The following is a 21208-nucleotide window of genomic DNA, read 5'->3' as shown; positions in this document are numbered from 1 at the left end:
ACCCCGTCCGGGGCTAGGCTCTCCATCGCGAGCATGCACGACTCCGATCGGCTGGGGTGTGTGGGTTTTGGGGCGTTAGGCGACGCAAAACCCACACACCAAGCCCCGGTGTGGAGGGTTTGCGTCGCCTAACGCCGCAAACCCTCCACAGTCACTCTTTCGTGGCCAGGGCTGAAGCGGGCCAAGGTCGCCAGCGCGACGTGACACCTTTGCCCTTCCGCCCAATAACCGTCGGGAACACTCACGAGTCCTTACCAGCGGTTGGTCTCCGAGGTGTCGAAGAGCTGGCCACGCACCGCGCCCGCGGGCAGCGCGGCGGTGTGCAGGTTGGTGTAGAACTCGCCGGGGTTGTTGTTCAGCTTGCGGACGATGTCGCCGGGAACCTTCGTGGCCGTGCCCGCGATGCCGTTGATCGAAGCCGGAAGCCCGCCGTCGGCGGTGAACAACGGCACCACGACCGCGCCGTTGACGCCCGCCGCGCCCTGGTGGATGTGACCGAGCGTGGGCGCGCCGATGTTGGCGAAGGCGAACGAGAAGTCGACTTCACCGTGCTTCGCGGACACGAACGACGTCGCGGAGCCGTCGGGGTCGCCCGCCGCCGGTCCGCCGGGGACCTGGACTTCCTGGTCACCGCTCGCGAGCGAGCTCAGGTCGCCGGCGTGCAGCACGCGGTTGAGGTCGACCGGCTTGTCGATCTTCTTGAACTGGCCGCGCACGGCGCCACCGGGGAACTCGGCCGTGTGCAGGTTCGCGTAGAAGTTGCCGGGGTTGGCCTTGAGCGCGTCGAGCAGCACCTTGTCGTCGACGGTCACCTTGCCGGTCACCGCGCTGAGCGTGGCCGGCAGCGCGGTGGCGAAGAAACCGACCTTGACCGGGCCGTTCGACTTCGCGTCACCCTGGTGGATGTGGCCTGCGGTCGGCGCGCCGATGTTCTTCCATTTGATGCCGAACGACACCTGATCGCCCTGGATTCTGATGACCTGGACCGCCTTGCCGTCCGGATCACCGACCTGGGGCCCGCCTGGCACCGGAATTTCGTTCTTGCCGGTCAGCTCGGCGGCGAGGAAGACCGGGGTTCCGCTGGTGTCCACCGGGCCCGGCGCGGGCATGGGGTGGTCGTCGTGCGCGAACGCGATGCCGGTGCCCGCGGCGATTCCGAGTGAGACGGCGACAGCGGAGAGCAGGATCTTGCGCATGGGTTACCTCTTCGGAGAGCGGGGCACCGCGCCGTTCGCGGTGCCCGACGCCCTTCACACGCAGCGTTTCCTTGAACGGTTCAACTCTTTGCGAGAATTCTTTCGAGGCGACTTGTCGCTAAAGCCCTGGTGATCAGGGGAGCCGGTCGTCGTGTTGGATGGCCATATGTCGAAGAAGACCCTGGGGGCGCTGCTCGCCTTGGAAGTGGCGGTCATCGTCGCGGTGTTCCTGCTCAGGGGCTTCCCGGGGCTCGATCTCGAGGTTTACGTCGGCGGCGCGCGCAAGCTCGCGGAAAGCGGCACCCCGTACGAGGGAATGGTCGCGACCACGCAGAACATCTCGCTGCCGTTCACCTACACGCCGTTCGCGGCCGTGCTGTTCCTCGCCGGGACGATCGCGCCGGTGAAGGCCGTGCTCGTCGTGTTGAACGTGCTTTCACTGCTCGGCTTGGGCCTGGTGGCGTTCCTCTGCCTGGTCAAGACCGGTGTGCGGCGGCGTACCGCGGCTTACGTGTCACTCGCGGTCCAGTTGAGCGCGACGCTGGTCGAGCCGGTGCTCGCGACGCTCAACTACGGTCAGATCAACATCCTGCTGATGCTCGCCGTGGTCGTCGACGTGCTGGTCCCGTGGCGTCGCTGGCCGCGCGGGGTGCTGGTCGGCCTGGTCGCCGCGATCAAGCTGACCCCGCTGGTGTTCTGCCTGTTCTTCTTGCTGCGCAAGGATTACCGATCACTGGGACGCTGCGTCGGCACGTTCGCGGGCGTGGCCGCGGTGATGTGGGCGGTGCTGCCGTCGGCGTCCGAGCGGTTCTGGCTGCACCTGATGCTGGCGACCAGCCGGATCGGCGATCTCTGGTACGTCGGCAACCAGTCGCTGCGCGGCCTGCTGGCGCGCGCCGGATATTCGGGCTCGCTGCTGTGGGTGCTCGGGGTGCTGGTGCTGCTGGCGCTGACGATCTTCGCGATCAGGGCGGCGCTGCGGGCCGGTCAGGTGCCGCTGGCGCTGGTCGCGTGCGCGGTCGGCGGACTGCTCGTCTCGCCGGTCTCGTGGACGCACCACTGGGTCTGGTGCGCGCCCGCGGTGGTGCTGCTGGGTGCGCTGGGCTTGCGGTGGCGGGAATCGGACCGCTTGCTCGGCAACGGTTTGCTGGTGTTCGCCGGGCTCAACGCCCTGCTGTTCGTGAGCTATCTGCCGTGGCTGATGCCGTTCCCCGCGCTGTCGGCGGGTGCTCGCATCGGAGCCGAGGCGTACACGATCGCCGGCGTGCTGATGCTCGGGGTCATCGCCTGGGCAGCAGCACGCCGGTCCGGATCAGCTCAGCTTGTCGACCACGAACTCGATGCTCTGGGTGAGCAGCGTGATGTCGTCAGGGTCGATGGCCGGGAACAGGCCGACGCGTAGCTGGTTGCGGCCCAGCTTCCGGTACGGCTCGGTGTCGACGATCCCGTTGGCGCGCAACACCTTCGCCACGGCGGACGCGTCGACCTCATCGGCGAAGTCGATCGTGCCGACGACCTGCGAGCGCAGTGCCGGGTCGGCCACGAACGGCGTGGTGTAGTCGGTCTTCTCGGCCCACTCGTAGAGACGGCTCGAGGAGTCCTTGGTGCGCGCGGTCGTCCACTCGAGACCGCCGTTGCCGAGCATCCACTCGATCTGGTCGGCCAGCATGAACAGCGTCGCCACCGCGGGCGTGTTGTACGTCTGGTCCTTGCGCGAGTTGTCGAGCGCGGTGGTCAGCGACAGGAACTCGGGGATCCAGCGGTCGCTCGCGCCGATCTCGCCGATGCGCTCGACGGCCGCAGGCGAGGCCAGCGAGATCCAGAGGCCACCGTCGGAGGCGAACGACTTCTGCGGCGCGAAGTAGTAGACGTCGAAGTCCTCGGCCTTGACAGGGAGCCCGCCCGCGCCACTCGTGGCGTCGATCGCGACGAGCGCGCCTTCGCTGCCCTCGGGCCGCTTCACCGGCACCGCGACACCGGTCGAGGTCTCGTTGTGCGCCCAGCCGACCAGGTCGACGCCGGGCTGGAAGGCGATCTCCGGCGCGGTGCCGGGGTCGGACTTGACGACGATCGGGTCGGCGAGGAACGGGGCGCCTTTGGTCACGGTGGCGAACTTCGACGAGAACTCGCCATAGGTGAAGTGCTGCGACCGCTCCTTGATCAACCCGAAGGCGGCGGCGTCCCAGAATGCGGTCGTCCCGCCGTTGCCGAGGATGACCTCGTAACCGTCGGGGAGCCCGAACAACTCGGTCAGCCCAGCGCGAACCCGGCCGACGAGCGACTTCACCGGCTTCTGGCGATGGGACGTGCCGAGGTACTCCGCCCCGGATTTCGCCAGGTTGGCCAGTTGCGACTCGCGGACCTTGGAGGGTCCGCAGCCGAACCGTCCGTCGGCAGGCTTGAGTTCTGCGGGGATGGTCACCTCAGCTGCATCGGTCATGCTGGCAGTCTCTCAGGCCCCGTCCACGCGATTCCGGCCAACCCGACCCACGCTCACGATGTGGGATTTCCCGGCGCGCCCGCCAGTTCCCATCCCCCGCCACTCCCAGGGGGCCGGCCCCACATCGATCTTATCGGGCCCAGGCGCTCGAACCCCGGCGGAAGCCTGGTTGTCCACAGGGGCGGCGAGGTGTGGATAGCGAGTAAAAGCCCAGCTCAGGCCGGGTTTATTGGGTGCCCTGGGTATCGCTGGGCAAGGCTGTGACCGGTCGGTTTTTCGGGCCTGTTCGGGACCTCGAAAACCCCGGCTCGCCAGAAATCCGCGCCTGGCGAGTGGGCTTTGCGACAGGCGAACCGGGCAATTCGGTCAGAAGACCCTCGTTTGGCGACGCAAATCCAACTCGCCACCGAGCCGGGCGGACGAAGCCCCGCCCGAGCACCTCGCAAACCCCTCATTTCGGGCAGCCAAACCGCTCGAACCCGTGTGAACGCCTCGTTCACAACGCTCAACGTTGTGAACGAGGCGTTCACAACGACCAACCCAAGCTCAGGCCCGCCATCCGTCGGGGTCCACCCCGCCTGGGATGGGGGCGTCCAAGGCATAAGGCGTGCGCGAGAAGATGAACGTCGCCAGGTCCAAGCTCCGGGCCTCACCGGAAGCGTCGCGCCCGACGGTCAGCGTCTCGCCCGCGTAGTAGCCGTCCAGGCCCAGCCAGACATCGTCCGACACAGGGCGGAACCGCGAAGCCCGACCGGAGCCCTCGGCCGGTGCGAGGCTGAAGCAGCCGTCGGGCAGCATGCGCAGGTGGTACGCCGTCGGTCCCCAGTGCCACAACCCCGTCAGCGCCAGCGCCCGGGAGTCCACAATGGACGGAATCCACTCGGCGGGGAAGCGGGGTTCGTGTTCCTCGGTCAGGTTGATCAGGTCGATCGCGAGCTGGACCAAGGCCACGCCCGCGGTCGTGTTCGCCATGACCAGCGCGCCGGTCTGGGTCGCCGGGTCGATGAGCGAGCAGGCCAGGAAGCCCGGCATCGAGCCGGTGTGCCCGGCCAGCGCCCGGCCCTGCGTGCGGACGAGCTGCATGCCCAGTCCGTAGCCGCTCGTCCAGATGTCGCCGTCGTCGACGGTGACCATGTCGCGCATCTCGGCGACGGTCTCCGCTCGCAGCACGCCGCCGGTGTGCCCGCCGACGAACGTGGTCCAGCGCGCGAGGTCGTTGATGGTCGACCACAGCTGACCGGCGGGCGCCATCGCGCCGGCGTCGTGCGACGGCTCGGGGAGCACCATGTCCGCGAACGGGTGCACGGCCAGGCCGGGCGCGAACGGCGCTTCGGGTGAAGGCGTCGTGCGGGTCATGCCGAGCGGTGTCAGTACCTCGTCGCGGACCGCGTCGAACCAGCCGGTGCCGCGGTGCCGCGCGATGACCTCGCCGAGCACGCCGTAGCCGACGTTCGAGTAGTGGAAGCGGGCGCCGGGACGGTGCTTCAGCGAGTCGGTCGCGAGACTCGTCTCGAGTGCCTTCCAGTCGTCGCCGACCGTGCGCTCCCACCACAGCCCCGGCGACTCCGCCGTGAGACCCGCCGTGTGCGAGAGCAGCTGGCCGATCGTCGACGAGCCGAACGACGTGCCCGCGACGTGCTTGTCGAGCGGGTCGTTCAGGTCGAGCTTGCCTTCGTCACGCAGGCGCATCACGACCGCGGCCACGATCGACTTGGTGATCGAGCCGAGCCGGTACTGCGTGTCGTCGCCCGGCGTCTGGCCGTCGACCCGCCCACGCGCGCCTGACCAGGCGATTTCCCCATCGCGGACGACGGCGGCGACCAAGGACGGTACCCGGCGCATCGCCTGCTCCGTGGCGATCCGGCGAAGCAGCGCTAGCTCGGTGGTAGGCAGCATGGCGGCCATTCTGTCGTGCGGCGCCGCGCTTCGCTCAAAGAACCCCCGCGTTCATCGCGGCCATCACGGCGGCGGTCCGATCGGACACGTCGAGTTTCGCGAAAACGCGCAGCAGGTGCGTTTTCACCGTCGCCTCGCTGATGTGCAGCGCCCGCCCGATGTCGGCGTTCGTGCTGCCCTTCGACACCAGCCGCAGCACCTCGATCTCCCGCGCGGACAACGGTTGCGGCGCCGGATTGCGTACCCGGTTGACCAGCTTCCCCGCCACCGACGGCGCCAGCACGGTCTCGCCCCGCGAGGCCGCGCGGATCGCGTCCGCGAGCTCCGTGCGCGACGCGTCCTTCAACAGGTAGCCCGCAGCGCCCGCTTCGACCGCACGCAGGATGTCGGCGTCGCTTTCGTACGTCGTCAGCACCACGACCCGCTGACCCGGGGACTCGGCCAGTATCTTGCGCGTCGCGCCGACGCCGTCGAGACCGGGCATCCGCAGGTCCATCAGGATCACGTCCGGCTGCTTGACCCTGGTCAGCGCGACCGCCTCGTCGCCGGAACCCGCCTCGCCGACCACGGTCAGGTCCGGCTCGGCCTCCAGCATCCCGCGCAGCCCCTCGCGCACGACCGGGTGGTCGTCCACCAGCATCACGGTGATCACGCCGGTACCTCCAGTGTCACGGTCGTCCCATCGGAACGTCCACTTCGGATGGTCAGCGACCCGCCGACCTGCTCCGCGCGCGCCCGCATCCCGCGCAGCCCGAAACCGTCCGGCGGCTCGCCGGTGGCGAACCCGGTGCCGTCGTCGGTCACCATAAGCCGCACCACGCCGTCGGACGCGGCCAGTCGCAGCTCCACTGTGGACGCGCGGGCGTGCTTGACGATATTGGTCAACGCCTCCTGCGCCGCACGCAGGACGACCACCTCGGCGGCCGTCCCGAGCGGCGGCAGCGACGAGATCACGCAGTTCACGCGCAGCGCCGACTCCTCGCCGAGCCGCTCGGCCTGCCGCCGGATCGCGTCTTCCAGCGTCCCGGCGGCGAGCGCGGACGGGGTCAGTGCCGCGACCATCGCCCGCGCCTCGGCGAGGTTCTCCCGTGCGGTACGGGCCGCCAGCGCCAGATGCCGTTTCGCCGCGGCCGGATCGGTGTCCATTTCGGACTCGATGGCCTGGGTGAGCGTGACGATGCTGGTGAAGCCCTGCGCGAGCGTGTCGTGGATCTCCCGAGCGAGACGTTCCCGCTCCGCCGCCGTCCCGGCCTCATGCGAAAGCCGCGAGACCTCCGCCTGGCTGGCCTCGAGCCTTTCGATCAGCCCGGCACGTTCCTTGCTCTGCTCGATGACCTTGGTGATCCAGCGCCCGATGAACACCCCGAACACGATCATCAGCGCGCTCATCGGCAGCAGCGTGCCGAGTGCCGGATCGCCGAAACCGTTGTGCACCACCACCGATACCACCGGGGTGAGCACCAGCAGCCCGGTCAGCGCCGACGCCATCCCGACCGGCTGCGTCATGAACGCCATCGGGCAGATGGCGAACAACGCGTAGCCCGTCGTCGAGCACGAGAGCACCGCGATCAGGAACAGCACCAGCACGATCACACCGAACAGGTAGCCCTGCTTGCCCGCGTCGTGATCGCGCACCGACCGCCTGCCCAGCAGCAGGTACGCGACCAGGATGCCGGTGACCGCCGCCGAGCTGGCCAGCTTGGCGGCGGTGTCGCTGGTGTCGTTGAGCAGGATCAGCGCGATGGTGGCCAGGTAGGCGACCGCGAAGTAGGACTCCCAGATCCAGTACCAGCGATCCCAGATGTCTACCTGCCGGTGTTCGTCCACCGGAAGCTCAGCCTCGCCAGCAGCAGCCCGGCGACGACCCAGCTGCCAAGCACCAGTGCGATCCGAGGGAGTTCCCATGAGCCAGCCATTTCGTTGATGACAGCGCTGTCCGGCAGGAAGACCGACCGGAAGCCCTGGCAGATCCACTTCACCGGGAAGAACGACGCGATGTCGACCATAACCTTCGGCAGGTGCGTGATCGGCGTGACGAACACCCCCGACACGAACTGCAGCGAGATGAAGACCAGGTTCATCACCGCGACCGCGCCGCTGACCGACTTCACCAGCGAGCCGATGGTGATCCCGAGCAGCGTGCACGAGGTGATCCCGAGCAGGAACACCCAGGCGAGCGTCAGCCACTTCATCGGGTCGGTGGGCAGCGTCAGGTCGAACAGCAGCGTGCCGACCACGATCATCAGCAGCGCCTGCGCCAGGCTCGACACCGCGACCAGCACGATCTTGCCGAGGAAGAACGACGCGGCGGGCATCGGCGTGCCGCGCAGGCGTTTCAGCGTGCCGTCCTCGCGGTCACCCGCCAATCCGATCCCGATGCTGTTGAACGAGGTCGAGATGATGCCGGAGCCGATCATCCCCGCCGCGAGCACCGTGCCGGAGGTGACGCCGCCGCCGATGTCGCCGTTCAGCATCGAGCCGAGCAGGATCATGATGAACGACGGCATGGCGAAGGTGAAGATCACCTGTTCCTTGTGGCGGAAGAACTCCTTGAGCTCCGCGCCGCCGCGGATCAGCCCGACGGTGAGGGTGCCGGGCAGTGCCAGCGTGGTCATGCGCGTTCTCCGATCAGATCAAGGTAGATGTCCTCCAGGCTGGGCCGGGTGACCGTGAGTTCGGCCAGCTCCCTACCCCCGGCAGAGAGCTGATTGATGAGCTTGGTGGGGAAGTTCGTGTGCTCCGAGCGCGTGCCGTTGGCGTCGGTCCAGCTCACGACGGCCTCGGCCTTCTCGCGCCCGCCCAGGTTCTGCGGGGTGCCTTCGGCGACGATGCGGCCGCGTGCGATGACCGCCACCCGGTCGGCGAGCGCCTCGGCCTCGTCGAGGTAATGGGTGGTGAGCAGGATGGTGGTGCCCTCCGCGGCGAGCCCGGAGATGAGACCCCAGAACCGGCGGCGGGCTTCGGGGTCGAACCCGGTGGTCGGCTCGTCGAGGAAGAGCAGCTCCGGGCGGCCGATGATGCCGAGCGCGACGTCGACCCGCCTGCGCTGCCCGCCCGAGAGCGTTTTGACGCGGCTCTTGGCCTTCGCGGTCAGCCCGACCTTCTCGATCACCTCGTCGGGGTCACTGGCATCGGCGTAGTACCTGGCGAAATGGCGGACCGTCTCGGCGACGGTGAGCTCGGCGGCGTCATTGGCCGTCTGCAGCACGATGCCGAGCTTGGCGCGCCAGGCGCGGCCGGCCTTGCCGGGGTCCTCGCCCAGCACGAGCGCGTCGCCCGCGGTGCGGTCCCGGTGCCCTTCGAGGATCTCGACGGTCGTCGTCTTGCCGGCGCCGTTGGGCCCGAGCAGCGCGAACACCTCGCCGCGGTGGATGTCGAGATCCAGGCCGTCCACCGCGACGTGGCCGGGATACTCCTTGCGCAGTCCGCGCACTGTCACTGCTGCTGTCATGGGACAAGCTTCCGTCGGGAAGGTGCGTTCGCGGGACGTCCGCGCGGTTGAACCTGGTTGTCAACCGAACGATGGACAGTCCTCCTAAAGAAGGACGACCGCGCCGCGTGCCGCCCTTACCGTGGTCAGGCATGGGGGAGCCATTGAAACGCAGTGAGCAGAACGAACTCGCGGCGATGCTGACCAAAGGGCCGGTGGAGGTACTCGACTTCTTCCTGCCGCTCTGGGTGGGCAGTCAGCTCGGCGCGTCGGCCGGGGAGGTCGGCGCGCTGACCGCGCTGGAGACGCTGGTCTCGTTCCTGGTACGGCCACTCGCCGGTCATCTCGCGGACCGGCATGACAGGGGCCTGGTCGCCGCGTTCGGCGCTGTCCTTTATGGACTGTCCTTTGTGGGCTACGCGGTGACGCCGGGAATCGGGCTCGCGTACGCGGCGGCCGTGCTCGGGGGCGCGGGCGGCGCGTTGTTCTGGGTGGCGCTGCGGGCCCGGGTCGGCGAAGGGCTACTGGACGACAGCGGTGCGTTCAGCAAGCTCTTCGCCGCCGAGGGCGGCGGCACCTGGATCGCGTTCGTCGCGGCGATGATCCTGGTCAACCAGATCGGCTACCGCGGCGTGTTCTGGCTCGGGGCGGCCGCGTGCCTGGTCGCGGCCGTGGTGATGCTGGTGCGGATCGGCGAGAACCAGGTCGTCGAAAACGCGCCGAAGCTGCGCCAGCTGGGGAAACGGCTCCGGCCGATGCTGGTGCTGGTGGCGATCACCGCGATGGTCGAGGCCGGGATCGCGTTGCTGCTCCTGATGCATCTGCAGCGCGGGCATCACCTGAACCTGGGGCAGATCGCGGCCGTGTTCCTGCCGGGGTTCATCGTCTACAGCCTGCTCCCGGACGTGCTGCACAAGGCCGTTCGCCGGATCGGCCGTCCGCTCATGCTCGCGCTGGCGATGCTCGCCAGCGCGGCGTTCGCGGTCGGGCTCTCGTTCGCGCCGGACCCGAAGGTGATCACGGTGCTGTGGATCCTGTCGGCGGCCGCGTTCGCCGCGGCGATGCCGGTCGAACAGTCGATCGTGGCCGAAGCGGCCGGGCTCAGCCTGGGGCGCGCGATGGGCGTTTACGAGAGCGCGACGTTACTCGGAGCGACGATCGGGACGTTCGCGGCGGGCCAGTTGTACGACACGGGCGGCGGCTGGCGGGTCGCGTGCTGGGGTGCGGCGGGCGTGCTTTTACTCGGATCGATCTTGGTTTCTGGCGCGATACGGCGTGTCGGGGTTGCGAAGTTTCCCGTGGAACATTCGAAAACCCCGGAAAACTCGGAAAAACCTGGTCAAGGCATGCCTGAGGCCGACCCGAAATCGGCCAACGAGGTGAAACCGGGGACGAACAACCAGGCGAAGGATTTCTAACTGTTGACAACTTGTCTAACATGACAGGATGTCTCATACGTGGGTGACGGCCAGCGACGGCGTGCGTCTTTCGGTCCGCGTGACGGGCCCGGAGGACGCACCCACAGTGATCTGTGTGCACGGCTATCCGGACAACGGCTCACTGTGGGACGGGGTGGTGGCCGAGCTGTCGAGCCGGTTCCGCGTCGTCGTGTACGACGTGCGCGGCGCGGGCCTTTCGGACAAACCGCGGGGTCGCGAGTCCTACAAGTTGGGCCAGCTGTCCCGGGACGTCTTCGCCGTCGCCGAAGCGGTCGCGCCCGGCGGGCGGTTCCACCTGCTCGCGCACGACTGGGGCTCGATCCAGGCTTGGCACGCCGTCACCGGCGGCGACCCGAGGATCGCGTCGTTCACCTCGATCTCGGGGCCTGACCTGGACTACGTCGGCGCCTGGTTCCGCGATCAGCTGCGCAGGCCGACGCCGCGACGGCTGTGGCACGCGCTGAACCAGTTCCTGCATTCGACGTACATCCTGTTCTTCCACATCCCGGTGGTGCCACAGCTGTTCTGGCGGCTCGGGATCATGCGGCGGCTGTTCAAGATCGTCGAGCCCGAGCTGGCCGATCCCGAGGTCTCGGACGGCGTGCACGGGATCAAGCTGTACCGCGCCAACATCTTCACGCGGCTCGGGCGGCCGGAGCCGAAGCAGGTGCACATCCCGGTCCAGGTGCTCGCGCCGACCGGCGACCCGTACGTGTCCGCCCCGATGCAGACCGAGATCGCCAAGTGGGTGCCCGATCTGCGGATCAGGCGGGTCGTCGGCAGGCACTGGATCGCCCGCGCCAAGCCGGTTCTCGTCGCCGAGGCGGCCGCGGAACTGGTCGATTTCGTGGAAGGCGGCGAGGAGTCGCGCGCGCTGCGCCGCGCGAAGGTCAACCGCCGCAAGAAATTCGCCGACCAGCTGGTGGTGATCACCGGTGGCGGCAGCGGCATCGGCCGTGCGACCGCGCTCGCTTTCGCGGACTCCGGCGCCGACGTCGTCATCACCGACATCAACTCCGGCGCCGCCGCGGAGACGGTCTCCTCGTTGCGTGCCAAGGGAGTCACCGCCGCCGAGTACACAGTGGACTCCGCGGACGCGGACGCGATGGGACAGTTCGCCAAGCAGGTCCGCGACGAGCACGGCGTACCGGACATCGTCATCAACAACGCGGGCATCGGCGTGTCGGGCCCGTTCCTGGACACCTCGGTCGCCGACTGGGAACGCGTCATCGACGTCAACCTGTGGGGCGTCATCCACGGCTGCCGGGTGTTCGCCGAGCAGATGCGCGAGCGCGGTGAAGGCGGCCAGATCGTCAACCTCGCCTCGGCCGCGGCGTACCTGCCGTCGAAGATCCTTTCCGCTTACGCCACAACGAAATCCGCCGTGCTGACGTTGAGCGTCTGCCTGCGTGCCGAACTCGCCGCCGACAAGATCGGCGTCACCGCGGTCTGCCCCGGCATCGTGGCCACGAACATCACGAACACGACGCGCTTCGTCGGCGTCAACCCCGACGAGGAGCACCGCCGCCAGAAGGCCAGCACCGGGCTGTACGCGCGGCGCGGCTTCGGGCCGGAAAAGGTCGCGCGTGACATCCTCAAGGCCGTCTCGAAGGACAAGGCGATCGCGCCGTCGACCCCGGAAGCCAAGCTCGCCTTGGTGTTCTCCCGGCTCACTCCCGGCGTGCTGCGCGGAATCGCGAAGCTGGACGTCACCCCGTGACACGCAAGCCCCGCCGGATGACCCCGCAAGCCCGCCGAGACGACCTGATCGCCGCCGCACTCGACCTGTTCAGCAGCCGCGCGCCCGAGCTGGTCACGGTCGACGACATCGTCTCGCGCGCGGACGTCTCGCGGCCGCTGTTCTACCGCTACTTCTCCAGCCTGCGTGAACTGCAGATCGAAGCACTGCGCACGGTCACGGACGGCCTGATCGACGGCCTCGCGCACCTCGACGACGGCCCGCCGCTGGACCGGCTGCGCGCGGCCGTGCGCGGGCTGATCTCGGTCGCGGGCAACTACCGCGCGGGCTACATCGCGCTCCTGCGCGGCGGCTCGGTCATCGCCACGTCCGAAACCGACGCCGTGGTCGACCAGGTCCGCAACCGCGCGGTCGAGCTGATCCTCGAGGCGATCGAGATCGACGAACCCACCCCGCTGCTCCTGCTCACGCTGCGCTGCTGGACCGCGGTCGTCGAGGGCACCCTGCTGGCCTGGCTCCAGGAGGACAAGGTCCCCCGCGAAGGCCTCGACGAATGGCTGGTCGACCAGCTGGTCGCGATGATGGCGGTAACCCAGGCCCGCCTGGCCGCCGCACCCGCCGCCCCCTGAAACCCCAGCTCACGGGTCGAAAAACCCCAATGCGTCGCTCGGTCCTTGGTGGGGACCGAAAGACGCATTGGGGACCTGCCAAGACCCCGAATGTGGCTTTCGTCAGATGAGACCTGACGAAAGCCACATTCGGGGTTTCACGAACCTCAGGCGTGGGGGACCAGGTCCCAGCCCTCGACGTCCTCGGGCTTGCGGGGCCCGGGGCCGACGTACTTGGCCGACGGGCGCACGAGGCGGCCGGTCCGCTTCTGCTCCAGGATGTGCGCCGCCCAGCCCGCGGTACGGGCGGAGCTGAACATCGCGGGCATCATGTGCGGCGGGACCTCGGCGAAGTCGAGGATGACCGCGGCCCAGAACTCGACGTTCGTCTCGATCGGGTGATCGGGGCGACGCTCACGCAGCTCGGCCAGCGCGGCCTGCTCGAGCGCGGCGGCCGCTTCGTAGCGGGTCGCGTTCAGCTCGCGGCAGGTGCGGCGCAGCACGCGGGCGCGCGGGTCCTCCGCGCGGTAGACGCGGTGGCCGAAGCCCATCAGGCGGTCCTTGCGGTCGAGGATGCCCTTGACCAGACCTGCGGCGTCACCGGTCCGCTCGACCTCTTCGATCATCGGCAGCACGCGTGCCGGCGCGCCGCCGTGGAGCGGGCCCGACATGGCGCCGATCGCGCCGGACATGGCGGCCGCGACGTCCGCGCCGGTCGAGGCGATGACACGGGCGGTGAACGTCGACGCGTTCAGGCCGTGCTCGGCCGCCGAGACCCAGTAGGCGTCGATGGCCTTGACGTGGGCCGGGTCCGGCTCGCCGCGCCAGCGGATCATGAAGCGCTCGGTGATCGAGTGGGCCTCGTCGACCCGCGACTGCGGCACCGCGGGCTGGCCGATGCCGCGCGCCGACTGCGCGACGTACGACAGCGCCATGACCGAGGCGCGCGCGAGCTGGTCGCGGGCCTCTTCGTCGGTGATGTCGAGCAGGGGGCGGTAGCCCCAGATCGGCGCCAGCATGGCGAGCGCGGCCTGGACGTCGACCCGCACGTCACCGGTGTGCACCGGCAGCGGGAACGGCTCGGCGGGCGGCAGGCCGTGGCCGAACCGGCTGTCGACCAGAAGACCCCAGACATCTCCGAAGCTCACCTTGCCTGCGAGGTCTTCGATGTCGACCCCGCGGTAGCGCAGCGCGCCACCATCACGGTCGGGCTCGGCGATCTCGGTGCGGAAGGCGATGACCCCTTCGAGACCTGGACGGAATCCGTCGTCGACCTCGTCTGTAGACGCGGTCTTCGTAGATACGGGCGCTGACGTAGTCACTATCCGTTGACCTTTCAATGCGCGTTCCCCGGCATCTTTATCGGGCACTGTGTTTCCCACGCTGACGGGCCACACGCAAAGCGCGCCTCATCGCACGGTTTGGAGCAACCTTGCTCCTCGAACCGGCCGGTAGCAATCAAAAGAATGGGTGGTTTGTGTCACGATTACGAGAACGATTCAGTCCAGGCGGCGTGTGACACGTAAATCCTGTGTTTCATCCAGGGGCGCGCTGCCCCGGCGGGTGATACACATGCGCCATGCATCTGAGCCCTCAGGAGCGGGACAAGCTGCTCGTCCACGTCGCGGCCGACGTCGCGCGCAAGCGGCTGGAGCGCGGGGTGCTGCTCAACTACCCGGAGTCGGTCGCGTTGATCACCGACCATGTGCTCGAAGGCGCCCGCGACGGCAGGACGGTCAGCGAGCTCGTCTCCAGTGGCCGCAGCGTGCTCTCGCGTGCGCAGGTGCAGTCCGGAATCCCGGAAATGATCGACTCGGTGCAGGTCGAGGCCACTTTCCCGGACGGCACCAAGCTCGTCACCGTGCATGACCCGATCGTCTAGGAGCGAGCTGGCGATGCGCCCAGGAGAGATCATTCCCGGCGACGAGCCGGTCGAGCTGAACCCCGGCCGCCCCCGGGTGCGGCTGCTCGTGCGCAACCTCGGCGACCGGCCCGTGCAGGTCGGTTCGCATTTCCACTTCGCGTCGGTCAACCCCGGCCTCGAATTCGACCGCGACGCCGCGCGCGGGCACCGGCTGGACGTGCCCGCGGGCACCTCGGTCCGGTTCGAGCCGGGCGTCGAACGGGAAGTCGACCTTGTTCCGCTGGCCGGGAGCCGGAAGGTTCCGGGGTTGCGTAGGGAGCCGTCTTGACGCATATCGACCGCGAGCGCTACGTCGAGCTGTTCGGCCCGACCGTCGGCGACCGGATCCGCCTCGCCGACACCGATCTGCTGATCGAGGTCACCGAGGACCGCAGCATGGGCGCCGGCAGCGGCGACGAGGTGCTCTTCGGCGGCGGCAAGGTCATCCGCGAGTCGATGGGCCAGGGCATGGCCACCCGCGCGGAAGGCGCGCCGGACCTCGTCATCACCGGCGTTGTCATCCTCGACCACTGGGGGATCGTCAAGGCCGACGTCGGCGTGCGCGACGGCCGCATCGTCGGCATCGGCAAGGCGGGCAACCCGGACACGATGGACGGGGTCGACCCGGCGCTGGTCATCGGGCCGTCCACGGAGATCTTGTCCGGCAACGGAAAGATCCTCACCGCGGGCGGAATCGACTGTCACGTCCACTTCATCTGCCCGCAGCTGGTGGACACCGCGCTGGCGTCCGGGCTGACGACGCTGGTCGGTGGCGGCACCGGGCCCAACGAGGGCACCAAGGCCACCACGATCACGCCGGGTGCCTGGAACCTCGGGCGCATGCTGCAGGCGATGGACGCGTACCCGATCAATGTCTTGTTGCTGGGTAAGGGAAACACCGTCCGGCACGAGGCGCTGCGCGAGCAGCTCGCGGCCGGCGCGGGCGGATTCAAGCTGCACGAGGACTGGGGCACGACGCCTGCCGCGATCGACGCTTGCCTGACCGTGGCCGACGAGTCCGGCGTCCAGGTCGCCATCCACACCGACACGCTCAACGAAGCCGGGTTCTTGGAGTCCACTGTGGACGCCATCGCCGGGCGTTCGATCAACGCGTACCACACCGAGGGCGCCGGTGGCGGGCACGCGCCGGACATCATCCGCGTCGCCGGGCTTGCGAACGTGCTCCCGTCGTCGACGAACCCGACGCGCCCGCACACGGCCAACACCTTGGACGAGCACCTCGACATGCTCGTGGTTTGCCATCACCTGAACCCGTCCGTGCCGGAAGACCTGGCGTTCGCGGAGAGCCGGATCCGGCCGACCACGATCGCCGCCGAGGACGTGCTGCACGACATCGGCGCGATCTCGATGATGAGCTCGGATTCGCAGGCGATGGGCCGGATCGGCGAGGTCATCATCAGGACCTGGCAGACCGCGCACGTGATGAAACGCCGTCGCGGCACACTGCCCGGCGACGGCAGGGCCGACAACCTGCGTGCCCGCCGCTACGTCGCGAAGTACACGATCAATCCGGCCATCGCGCACGGCATGGAGGCCGAGATCGGCTCGGTAGAGATCGGCAAGCTCGCGGATCTTGTCTTGTGGGAACCGAAATTCTTCGGTGTTCGCCCGCATGTCGTGCTCAAAGGCGGGTTCATCGCCTGGGCCGCGATGGGTGACGCGAACGCGTCCATCCCGACTCCGCAGCCCGTGCTCGCGCGGCCGATGTTCGGTGCCTCGCCCGTGGTGGCGGCCGCCTCGTCGTTCCACTTCGTCGCGCCGGAGGCGGTCGACGCCGGTGTCCGCGAACGGTTCGGCATCGCGCGGCCGCTGGTGCCCGTGTCGAACATGCGGCGGCGCACCAAGGCCGACATGGTGCTCAACGACGCACTGCCGGACATCAGGGTGGAGCCGGACAGCTTCGCGGTGCACGTCGACGGCGAGCTGATCGAGCCGCAGCCGGTGACGGAATTGCCGATGGCCCAACGTTATTTCCTGTTCTGATGGACCTGTCAGCATTGATTCTGGCCGACTCCCGGTTTCCCGGCGGCGGCCACGTCCATTCCGGCGGCTTGGAAGAGGCCGTCGCGCGACGCCTGATAGTCGACGTCCGGGATTTGGCGGGCTTCATCTCAGGCCGTCTGCGCACGGCCGGATCGCTCGCCGCGGTTTTCGCCGCCGCGGCAGCGCATGCAGCCGCGCGTGATGTCCAAAGTGGATATTGGAAGCGGCTCGACCTCGAGCTGGACGCGCGAACGCCTTCGGTCGCGCAACGGGAAGCGTCGCGCGCGCAGGGGCGCGGGACCGCGCGGGCGGGCAAGGCGGCGTGGCCGTCGCCGGTGCTGAACGCGATGCTCGCCGAAACGCCGCGGCCGCATCACCCGATCATGCTGGGCGTCCTCGTCGGCGTCGCCGGCGGCTCACCGCTGGACGCGGCGACCGCCGTCGCGTACCTCGCGGTGAGCGGACCGGCTTCGGCGGCAGTGCGCCTGCTGGGCCTGGATCCCTTCGCTGTCAACGCCGCCGTGGCGAAACTCGATGTGCACGCGGTAGCTCTGGACGCCGCGTCGTCAGCGGGTTTGGCGCCGTCAGAGCTTCCGTCGCCGGGTTCGCCGGCGCTGGATCTGTTCGCCGAGGCACATGCCCGGCACCACAAGGAAGAGGTGCGTCTCTTTGCCAGCTGAGCACGGTCACGGCCACGGGCACGTCCACCCGGTCAACTTCGACCCGACCGCGGCGGAACCCGATCACTACGACGCCGCCCCGACGGCGGGGCGCGCCTACCGGATCGGCATCGGCGGCCCGGTCGGCAGCGGCAAGACCGCGCTGGTCGCCGCGCTGTGCCGCGCGCTGGGCGACGAGCTGAACCTCGCGGTCGTCACCAACGACATCTACACCACCGAGGACGCCGACTTCCTGCGCAAAGCAGGCGTGCTCGACGCCGAACGCATCGAGGCCGTGCAGACCGGCGCGTGCCCGCACACGGCGATCCGCGACGACATCACGGCCAACCTGGACGCGGTCGAGCGGCTCGAAGACCGTTACCCCGGCCTGGATCTCGTGATCATCGAGAGCGGCGGCGACAACCTGACGGCCGTGTTCAGCCGTGGCCTGGCGGACTCCCAGGTGTTCGTCGTCGACGTCGCGGGCGGCGACAAGGTGCCGCGCAAGGGCGGTCCTGGCGTCACGACCGCGGACCTGCTGGTGATCAACAAGATCGACATCGCGCACCTGGTCGGCGCGGACATGGACGTCATGACCTCCGACGCACACCGCATGCGTGGCTCGCTACCGGTGATCACTCAGTCCCTTGTGGACACTCCCAATGCGCCGGACGTGGCCGATTGGGTGCGTTCACTGGTCAAAGCCGGGTGAAAGCGCACGCCCGGCTGGTCGCCTGTTTCTCGGACGGCCGGACGATCCTGCGTGAGCTGCGCTCGATGGCGCCGCTCACCCTCTTCCCCAAGCGAGGCACCGGCGCCACGGCGGTGGTCCACCTCGTCAGCTCGGCCACCGCGCCCTTGGGTGGCGACGAGCTTCTGCTGTCGGTGCACGTCGGGCCGGGCGCTTCACTGCGCCTGTCCGGCGTCGCCGCGACGATCGCACTGCCAGGGCTTCGCGGTGAGTCCAGTTCGTCCACAGTGGACATCACGGTCGACGCGGGTGGCTCACTCGAATACCTGCCGGAGCCGACGGTCATCACGGCGCACGCGCGGCACAACGCCCTGCTGCGCGCTTCGCTCGCCTCCGACGCCTACCTGCACACTCGCGAGGTCCTGGTGCTCGGCCGAGCCAACGAACGCCCCGGTCACCTGACGACGACCCAGCACATCACCCGTGCCGAAACCCCTGTGCTGCGCCAAACCCTCACGATCGGCTCGGACCTGGACGGCTCACTCGCCCACCTGGCGGGTCGCCGGGTCCTCGCCACCGACCTGGTCGTCGGCGGCCCCGACCTCCCCGCCGCCTCGGGTGAGTGGTGGTCCCGCAGCCCCCTCGCCGCGGGCGGCACCCTCACCACCTCACTGGCCCCCGACGCCGTCACGGCCCTCGCCGGGCTCGGGTCCGGGGAAAAAAATCCCAATGTGGCTTTCGTCAGCTGGGAGCTGACGAAAGCCACATTGGGGGGTTGAAACCTGACGAATGCCGCATTGGGATTTTTTTTCCCGGCTAGAACTTGGTGCCCAGCCATTCCATGGCGACCGGGCCGCCGACCGAGACGCCGCCGATGTGTTCGAGCAGCGGGTATTCGGCCCAGGTCACGGTGGCGCCCAAGGCTTTGTAGCGGGCGAGGAGGCCCTTGCCGACCGCGAGCGGGATCAGTTCGTCGAGCTGGGCGTGGTAGAGGAAGACCGGGGCTTTGGGCTTGATGGTGCCCGCGTAGTTCTCGGCGAGGCGCTTCTGCCAGCGGGGGTCGGAGACGATGTCCGGGTCGGTGACGAAGTCGCGGAGGCGGGAGAACGGGGCCGCCGCGCCCAGTGCGATCGTGCAGTAGTCCTTGATCTTCTCGACCGTCGCCTTGCCGCGCGAGTTCAGGACCGACGCGAACGGGACCTCGGGGTAAGCCGTCGAAAGACCGAGAGCCGCGCCGAGCACCAGGCCGAAGGCCGCGCCGCCGTCGTTGGACTTCATGACCGCGTTCAGGTCGGCGGGGACGCCGCCCGTGGCGACACCGACGACGTTCAGGTCGGGTGCGTAGCCGCCCTGCAGCTCACCGGCGAAAGCCGCCGCCTGGCCGCCCTGCGAGTAGCCGAAGACGCCCACGGGGCCGTCAGAAGAGAGCCCGGTGCCGGGAACCTTGTAGGCGGCGCGGGCGGCGTCGAGGACGGCACGGCCTTCGGACTGGCCGACCGCGTAGGTGTGGGTGCCCGGCGTGCCGAGGCCTTCGTAGTCGGTGAGGACCACGGCCCAGCCCTTGTAGAGGGCCTGCGAGATGATCGCGACCTCGTTCTCCGTGCCGTTCTGCAGCTTGACCGACGGCGCGCACTGGTCGCCGAGGCCGTGCGTGCCGACGGCGTAGGTAATCAGGGGCCGCGGTCCCTTGGTCCACGGGATCGACGGGACCAGCAGGATGCCGGAGACGGCGTTGGCCTTCCCGGTCGCCGAGGTCGACTGGTAGAGCAGCTCCCACGCCTGGACCGGCGCGGGCACGATGGCGGTCACCCGATGCTGTTCGAGCAGGTCACCTGGGCTGGACGCCTGGGCGGCCGGAGTGGCCACCGCGCCCGTCAGCAGTAAGGCCAGTAGTGGAACCAGGACTCGACGAAGCACCGTTGCCTCCAGAGTGTGGTAACTGTAATTTTCACAATGTAAGTCAGTCGAGTACTGTCTGGCAATCCCCATTCTTTAGAAAGCACTGTCAGAATCTTGGAGGTTCGGTGGTCCGCTCCTACGGCGGTATCCCCCCTGAACAGCGCAAAGCCGAGCGCCGCGAGCGGCTGCTGACGGCCGCGCTCGACCTCTTCACCAGCGAGGGCTTCCAGCAGGCGAAGATCACCCACCTCTGCAAGCTGGCCGGTGTCTCGACGCGCAACTTCTACGAGGAGTTCGAGAACAAGGAGAAGGTGCTGCTCGTACTGCACGACAGCATCAACCGCCTCGCGCTGGAGCACGTCACCGCGACGCTCGCCGAGCTCACCGACACCGACGCCGTCACTCGCATCGAGACACTGCTCGACGTCTTCGTCGCGACGGTCACCGCCGACCCGCGCATGCCGAGGCTGAACTACGTCGAGGCCGTCGGGGTCAACCAGGAACTCGAGGCGCAGCACCAGGAATGGGTCGACCGCTGGGCGGACTTCATCGAAGCCGAAGCCCGTCACGCCGCCGAACACGGTCTCGCGCCGAAGCGGAACTACCGGCTGACGGCCATCGCGCTGGTCGGCGCGTTCACGGGCCTGCTCCGTGAATGGCAGGCCCGTGAGCTACCGGTCGGCGAGGTCACCGAAGAGCTGCGCGGCCTGATGCTGGCCGCGATCACGCGTATGCCCTCGTGAGTGGTATGGCCGGTTCTAACCGGTCATACCACTCACGATCACGCGCTGGCCGAAGCCTTCGCGAAGGTGTTGTGCAGCACCGCGAGCAGCGCGTCGCGCACGGACAGCTTGTTGCGCGCGTCGAAGGCGATCACCGGCACGTCGTCGCCGACGGCCAGCGCCCAGCGGACGTCGTTGAGCTCGTGCGCCATCAGGCCGTCGAACCGGTTGATCCCGACGACGAACGGCAGCCCGGCCTTCTCGAAGTAGTCGACGGCCGGGTAGCAGTCGTCGAGACGGCGGGTGTCCACGATGACCAGCGCGCCCAGCGCGCCGATCACGATGTCCTGCCACATGAAGCCGAAGCGGTCCTGGCCGGGCGTGCCGAACAGGTACAGCTTGACGTCGGAGTCGATGGTGATGCAGCCGAAGTCGAGCGCCACCGTGGTGGTGGTCTTCGACGGCACGTGCCCGGTCCGGTCGATGCCCGCCGCCACCGAGGTGATCGCCGCCTCGGTGGTGAGCGGCTTGATCTCGGAGATGGCGCCGACGGCCGTGGTCTTGCCGACCCCGAACCCGCCCGCGATGACGATCTTGACCGGCGCGGGCGGCCGGGCACCGG

General features: G+C 68.7%; 21 protein-coding genes. 11 read left to right on the top strand and 10 right to left on the bottom strand.

What is annotated here, in order from left to right; genetic code table 11:
• Nucleotides 1-251 precede the first annotated feature (251 nt).
• A complete protein-coding gene (locus ACFV15_RS24805) occupies nt 252-1196 on the bottom strand; it encodes a CHRD domain-containing protein (protein ID WP_378352971.1) in 945 nt (314 codons plus the stop codon).
• A 166-nt stretch (nt 1197-1362) separates the two neighbouring features.
• Here ACFV15_RS24805 and ACFV15_RS24800 point away from each other — a divergent pair, with 166 nt between their 5' ends.
• Nucleotides 1363-2598, top strand: coding sequence for a glycosyltransferase 87 family protein (locus ACFV15_RS24800; protein ID WP_378352970.1), 1236 nt, complete (start codon nt 1363-1365; stop codon nt 2596-2598).
• On the opposite strand, the gene serC is transcribed toward ACFV15_RS24800, so the two are convergent.
• From serC to ACFV15_RS24770, 6 genes are all read right to left on the bottom strand, one after another.
• Nucleotides 2509-3636, bottom strand: a complete 1128-nt coding sequence (serC, locus tag ACFV15_RS24795; protein ID WP_378352969.1) for a phosphoserine transaminase — start codon at nt 3634-3636, stop codon at nt 2509-2511. The genes ACFV15_RS24800 and serC overlap by 90 nt on opposite strands.
• 546 nt (nt 3637-4182) lie before the next feature.
• Nucleotides 4183-5532 carry a serine hydrolase domain-containing protein gene (locus tag ACFV15_RS24790; protein ID WP_378352968.1) on the bottom strand — a complete coding sequence of 450 codons (1350 nt, stop codon included), beginning with the start codon at nt 5530-5532 and terminating at the stop codon, nt 4183-4185.
• A gap of 34 nt (nt 5533-5566) precedes the next feature.
• Entirely contained in the window at nt 5567-6184 is a 618-nt protein-coding gene (locus ACFV15_RS24785; RefSeq protein ID WP_378352967.1) for a response regulator, read from the bottom strand.
• Nucleotides 6181-7359: a sensor histidine kinase gene (locus ACFV15_RS24780; RefSeq protein WP_378352966.1), complete on the bottom strand. Its 1179-nt coding sequence runs from the start codon at nt 7357-7359 to the stop codon at nt 6181-6183. The genes ACFV15_RS24785 and ACFV15_RS24780 overlap by 4 nt, the downstream gene beginning before the upstream one ends.
• Nucleotides 7338-8147, bottom strand: a complete 810-nt coding sequence (locus ACFV15_RS24775) for an ABC transporter permease (protein WP_378352965.1) — start codon at nt 8145-8147, stop codon at nt 7338-7340. Before ACFV15_RS24775 ends, ACFV15_RS24780 begins: the two co-directional genes overlap by 22 nt.
• Nucleotides 8144-8983 (bottom strand): ABC transporter ATP-binding protein, encoded by an 840-nt coding sequence (locus ACFV15_RS24770; protein WP_378352964.1) that lies wholly within the window; start codon nt 8981-8983, stop codon nt 8144-8146. Before ACFV15_RS24770 ends, ACFV15_RS24775 begins: the two co-directional genes overlap by 4 nt.
• Before the next feature lie 131 nt (nt 8984-9114).
• Between ACFV15_RS24770 and ACFV15_RS24765 the strand changes: the two genes are divergently transcribed.
• The 3 genes from ACFV15_RS24765 to ACFV15_RS24755 are packed head-to-tail and all read left to right on the top strand — an operon-like array spanning nt 9115 to nt 12729.
• Complete coding sequence (locus ACFV15_RS24765) at nt 9115-10380, top strand: MFS transporter (RefSeq protein ID WP_378352963.1); 1266 nt, start codon at nt 9115-9117, stop codon at nt 10378-10380.
• Between the two features lie 28 nt (nt 10381-10408).
• On the top strand, nt 10409-12121 hold the full coding sequence (locus tag ACFV15_RS24760) for an SDR family oxidoreductase (RefSeq protein ID WP_378352962.1): 1713 nt from the start codon (nt 10409-10411) through the stop codon (nt 12119-12121).
• 17 nt (nt 12122-12138) lie between these two features.
• Nucleotides 12139-12729 carry a TetR/AcrR family transcriptional regulator gene (locus ACFV15_RS24755; protein ID WP_378353011.1) on the top strand — a complete coding sequence of 197 codons (591 nt, stop codon included), beginning with the start codon at nt 12139-12141 and terminating at the stop codon, nt 12727-12729.
• A gap of 146 nt (nt 12730-12875) precedes the next feature.
• Here the strand turns inward: ACFV15_RS24755 and ACFV15_RS24750 are convergent, their stop codons facing one another.
• On the bottom strand, nt 12876-14030 hold the full coding sequence (locus ACFV15_RS24750; protein WP_378352961.1) for a citrate synthase 2: 1155 nt from the start codon (nt 14028-14030) through the stop codon (nt 12876-12878).
• Nucleotides 14031-14287: 257 nt separating this feature from the next.
• On the opposite strand from ACFV15_RS24750, the gene ACFV15_RS24745 reads away from it, so the two are divergent.
• From ACFV15_RS24745 to ACFV15_RS24720, 6 genes are read left to right on the top strand one after another with little or no spacing between them, the layout of a single operon-like run.
• A complete protein-coding gene (locus ACFV15_RS24745; RefSeq protein WP_378352960.1) occupies nt 14288-14590 on the top strand; it encodes an urease subunit gamma in 303 nt (100 codons plus the stop codon).
• A gap of 13 nt (nt 14591-14603) precedes the next feature.
• Nucleotides 14604-14900, top strand: coding sequence for an urease subunit beta (locus ACFV15_RS24740; RefSeq protein ID WP_378352959.1), 297 nt, complete (start codon nt 14604-14606; stop codon nt 14898-14900).
• A complete protein-coding gene (locus ACFV15_RS24735) occupies nt 14897-16615 on the top strand; it encodes an urease subunit alpha (RefSeq protein WP_378352958.1) in 1719 nt (572 codons plus the stop codon). The genes ACFV15_RS24740 and ACFV15_RS24735 overlap by 4 nt, the downstream gene beginning before the upstream one ends.
• The gene (locus ACFV15_RS24730; RefSeq protein WP_378352957.1) at nt 16615-17295 is read left to right on the top strand and encodes an urease accessory protein UreF; all 681 of its coding nucleotides are present in this window, start codon (nt 16615-16617) and stop codon (nt 17293-17295) included. The genes ACFV15_RS24735 and ACFV15_RS24730 overlap by 1 nt, the downstream gene beginning before the upstream one ends.
• A complete protein-coding gene (gene ureG, locus ACFV15_RS24725; protein WP_378352956.1) occupies nt 17285-17986 on the top strand; it encodes an urease accessory protein UreG in 702 nt (233 codons plus the stop codon). Before ACFV15_RS24730 ends, ureG begins: the two co-directional genes overlap by 11 nt.
• Nucleotides 17983-18744, top strand: a complete 762-nt coding sequence (locus ACFV15_RS24720) for an urease accessory protein UreD (RefSeq protein WP_378352955.1) — start codon at nt 17983-17985, stop codon at nt 18742-18744. Before ureG ends, ACFV15_RS24720 begins: the two co-directional genes overlap by 4 nt.
• A 37-nt stretch (nt 18745-18781) precedes the next feature.
• On the opposite strand, the gene ACFV15_RS24715 is transcribed toward ACFV15_RS24720, so the two are convergent.
• Nucleotides 18782-19882 (bottom strand): lipase family protein, encoded by a 1101-nt coding sequence (locus ACFV15_RS24715; protein WP_378352954.1) that lies wholly within the window; start codon nt 19880-19882, stop codon nt 18782-18784.
• 107 nt (nt 19883-19989) lie between these two features.
• Here ACFV15_RS24715 and ACFV15_RS24710 point away from each other — a divergent pair, with 107 nt between their 5' ends.
• Nucleotides 19990-20607 carry a TetR/AcrR family transcriptional regulator gene (locus ACFV15_RS24710; protein ID WP_378352953.1) on the top strand — a complete coding sequence of 206 codons (618 nt, stop codon included), beginning with the start codon at nt 19990-19992 and terminating at the stop codon, nt 20605-20607.
• Nucleotides 20608-20645: 38 nt separating this feature from the next.
• Here ACFV15_RS24710 and ACFV15_RS24705 read toward each other — a convergent pair whose 3' ends face one another.
• Complete coding sequence (locus ACFV15_RS24705) at nt 20646-21179, bottom strand: ATP/GTP-binding protein (RefSeq protein WP_378353010.1); 534 nt, start codon at nt 21177-21179, stop codon at nt 20646-20648.
• Nucleotides 21180-21208 lie beyond the last annotated feature (29 nt).

It is taken from the genome of Amycolatopsis sp. NPDC059657 (assembly GCF_042734395.1).
In the GTDB taxonomy this organism is placed as follows: domain Bacteria; phylum Actinomycetota; class Actinomycetes; order Mycobacteriales; family Pseudonocardiaceae; genus Amycolatopsis.
Note: the sequence above shows the minus strand (reverse complement) of the source record. Positions and strands in the feature narration are given on the sequence as shown.

What these genes read in the sequence shown, in the direction of transcription:
- ACFV15_RS24765 (WP_378352963.1), top strand. Translation starts at nt 9,115, where the DNA reads ATGGGGGAGCCATTGAAACGCAGTGAGCAGAACGAACTCGCGGCGATG.
- ACFV15_RS24805 (WP_378352971.1), bottom strand. Translation starts at nt 1,196, where the DNA reads ATGCGCAAGATCCTGCTCTCCGCTGTCGCCGTCTCACTCGGAATCGCC.
- ACFV15_RS24760 (WP_378352962.1), top strand. Translation starts at nt 10,409, where the DNA reads ATGTCTCATACGTGGGTGACGGCCAGCGACGGCGTGCGTCTTTCGGTC.
- ACFV15_RS24770 (WP_378352964.1), bottom strand. Translation starts at nt 8,983, where the DNA reads ATGACAGCAGCAGTGACAGTGCGCGGACTGCGCAAGGAGTATCCCGGC.
- ACFV15_RS24755 (WP_378353011.1), top strand. Translation starts at nt 12,139, where the DNA reads ATGACCCCGCAAGCCCGCCGAGACGACCTGATCGCCGCCGCACTCGAC.
- ACFV15_RS24740 (WP_378352959.1), top strand. Translation starts at nt 14,604, where the DNA reads ATGCGCCCAGGAGAGATCATTCCCGGCGACGAGCCGGTCGAGCTGAAC.
- ACFV15_RS24800 (WP_378352970.1), top strand. Translation starts at nt 1,363, where the DNA reads ATGTCGAAGAAGACCCTGGGGGCGCTGCTCGCCTTGGAAGTGGCGGTC.
- serC (WP_378352969.1), bottom strand. Translation starts at nt 3,636, where the DNA reads ATGACCGATGCAGCTGAGGTGACCATCCCCGCAGAACTCAAGCCTGCC.
- ACFV15_RS24790 (WP_378352968.1), bottom strand. Translation starts at nt 5,532, where the DNA reads ATGCTGCCTACCACCGAGCTAGCGCTGCTTCGCCGGATCGCCACGGAG.
- ACFV15_RS24730 (WP_378352957.1), top strand. Translation starts at nt 16,615, where the DNA reads ATGGACCTGTCAGCATTGATTCTGGCCGACTCCCGGTTTCCCGGCGGC.
- ACFV15_RS24745 (WP_378352960.1), top strand. Translation starts at nt 14,288, where the DNA reads ATGCATCTGAGCCCTCAGGAGCGGGACAAGCTGCTCGTCCACGTCGCG.
- ACFV15_RS24775 (WP_378352965.1), bottom strand. Translation starts at nt 8,147, where the DNA reads ATGACCACGCTGGCACTGCCCGGCACCCTCACCGTCGGGCTGATCCGC.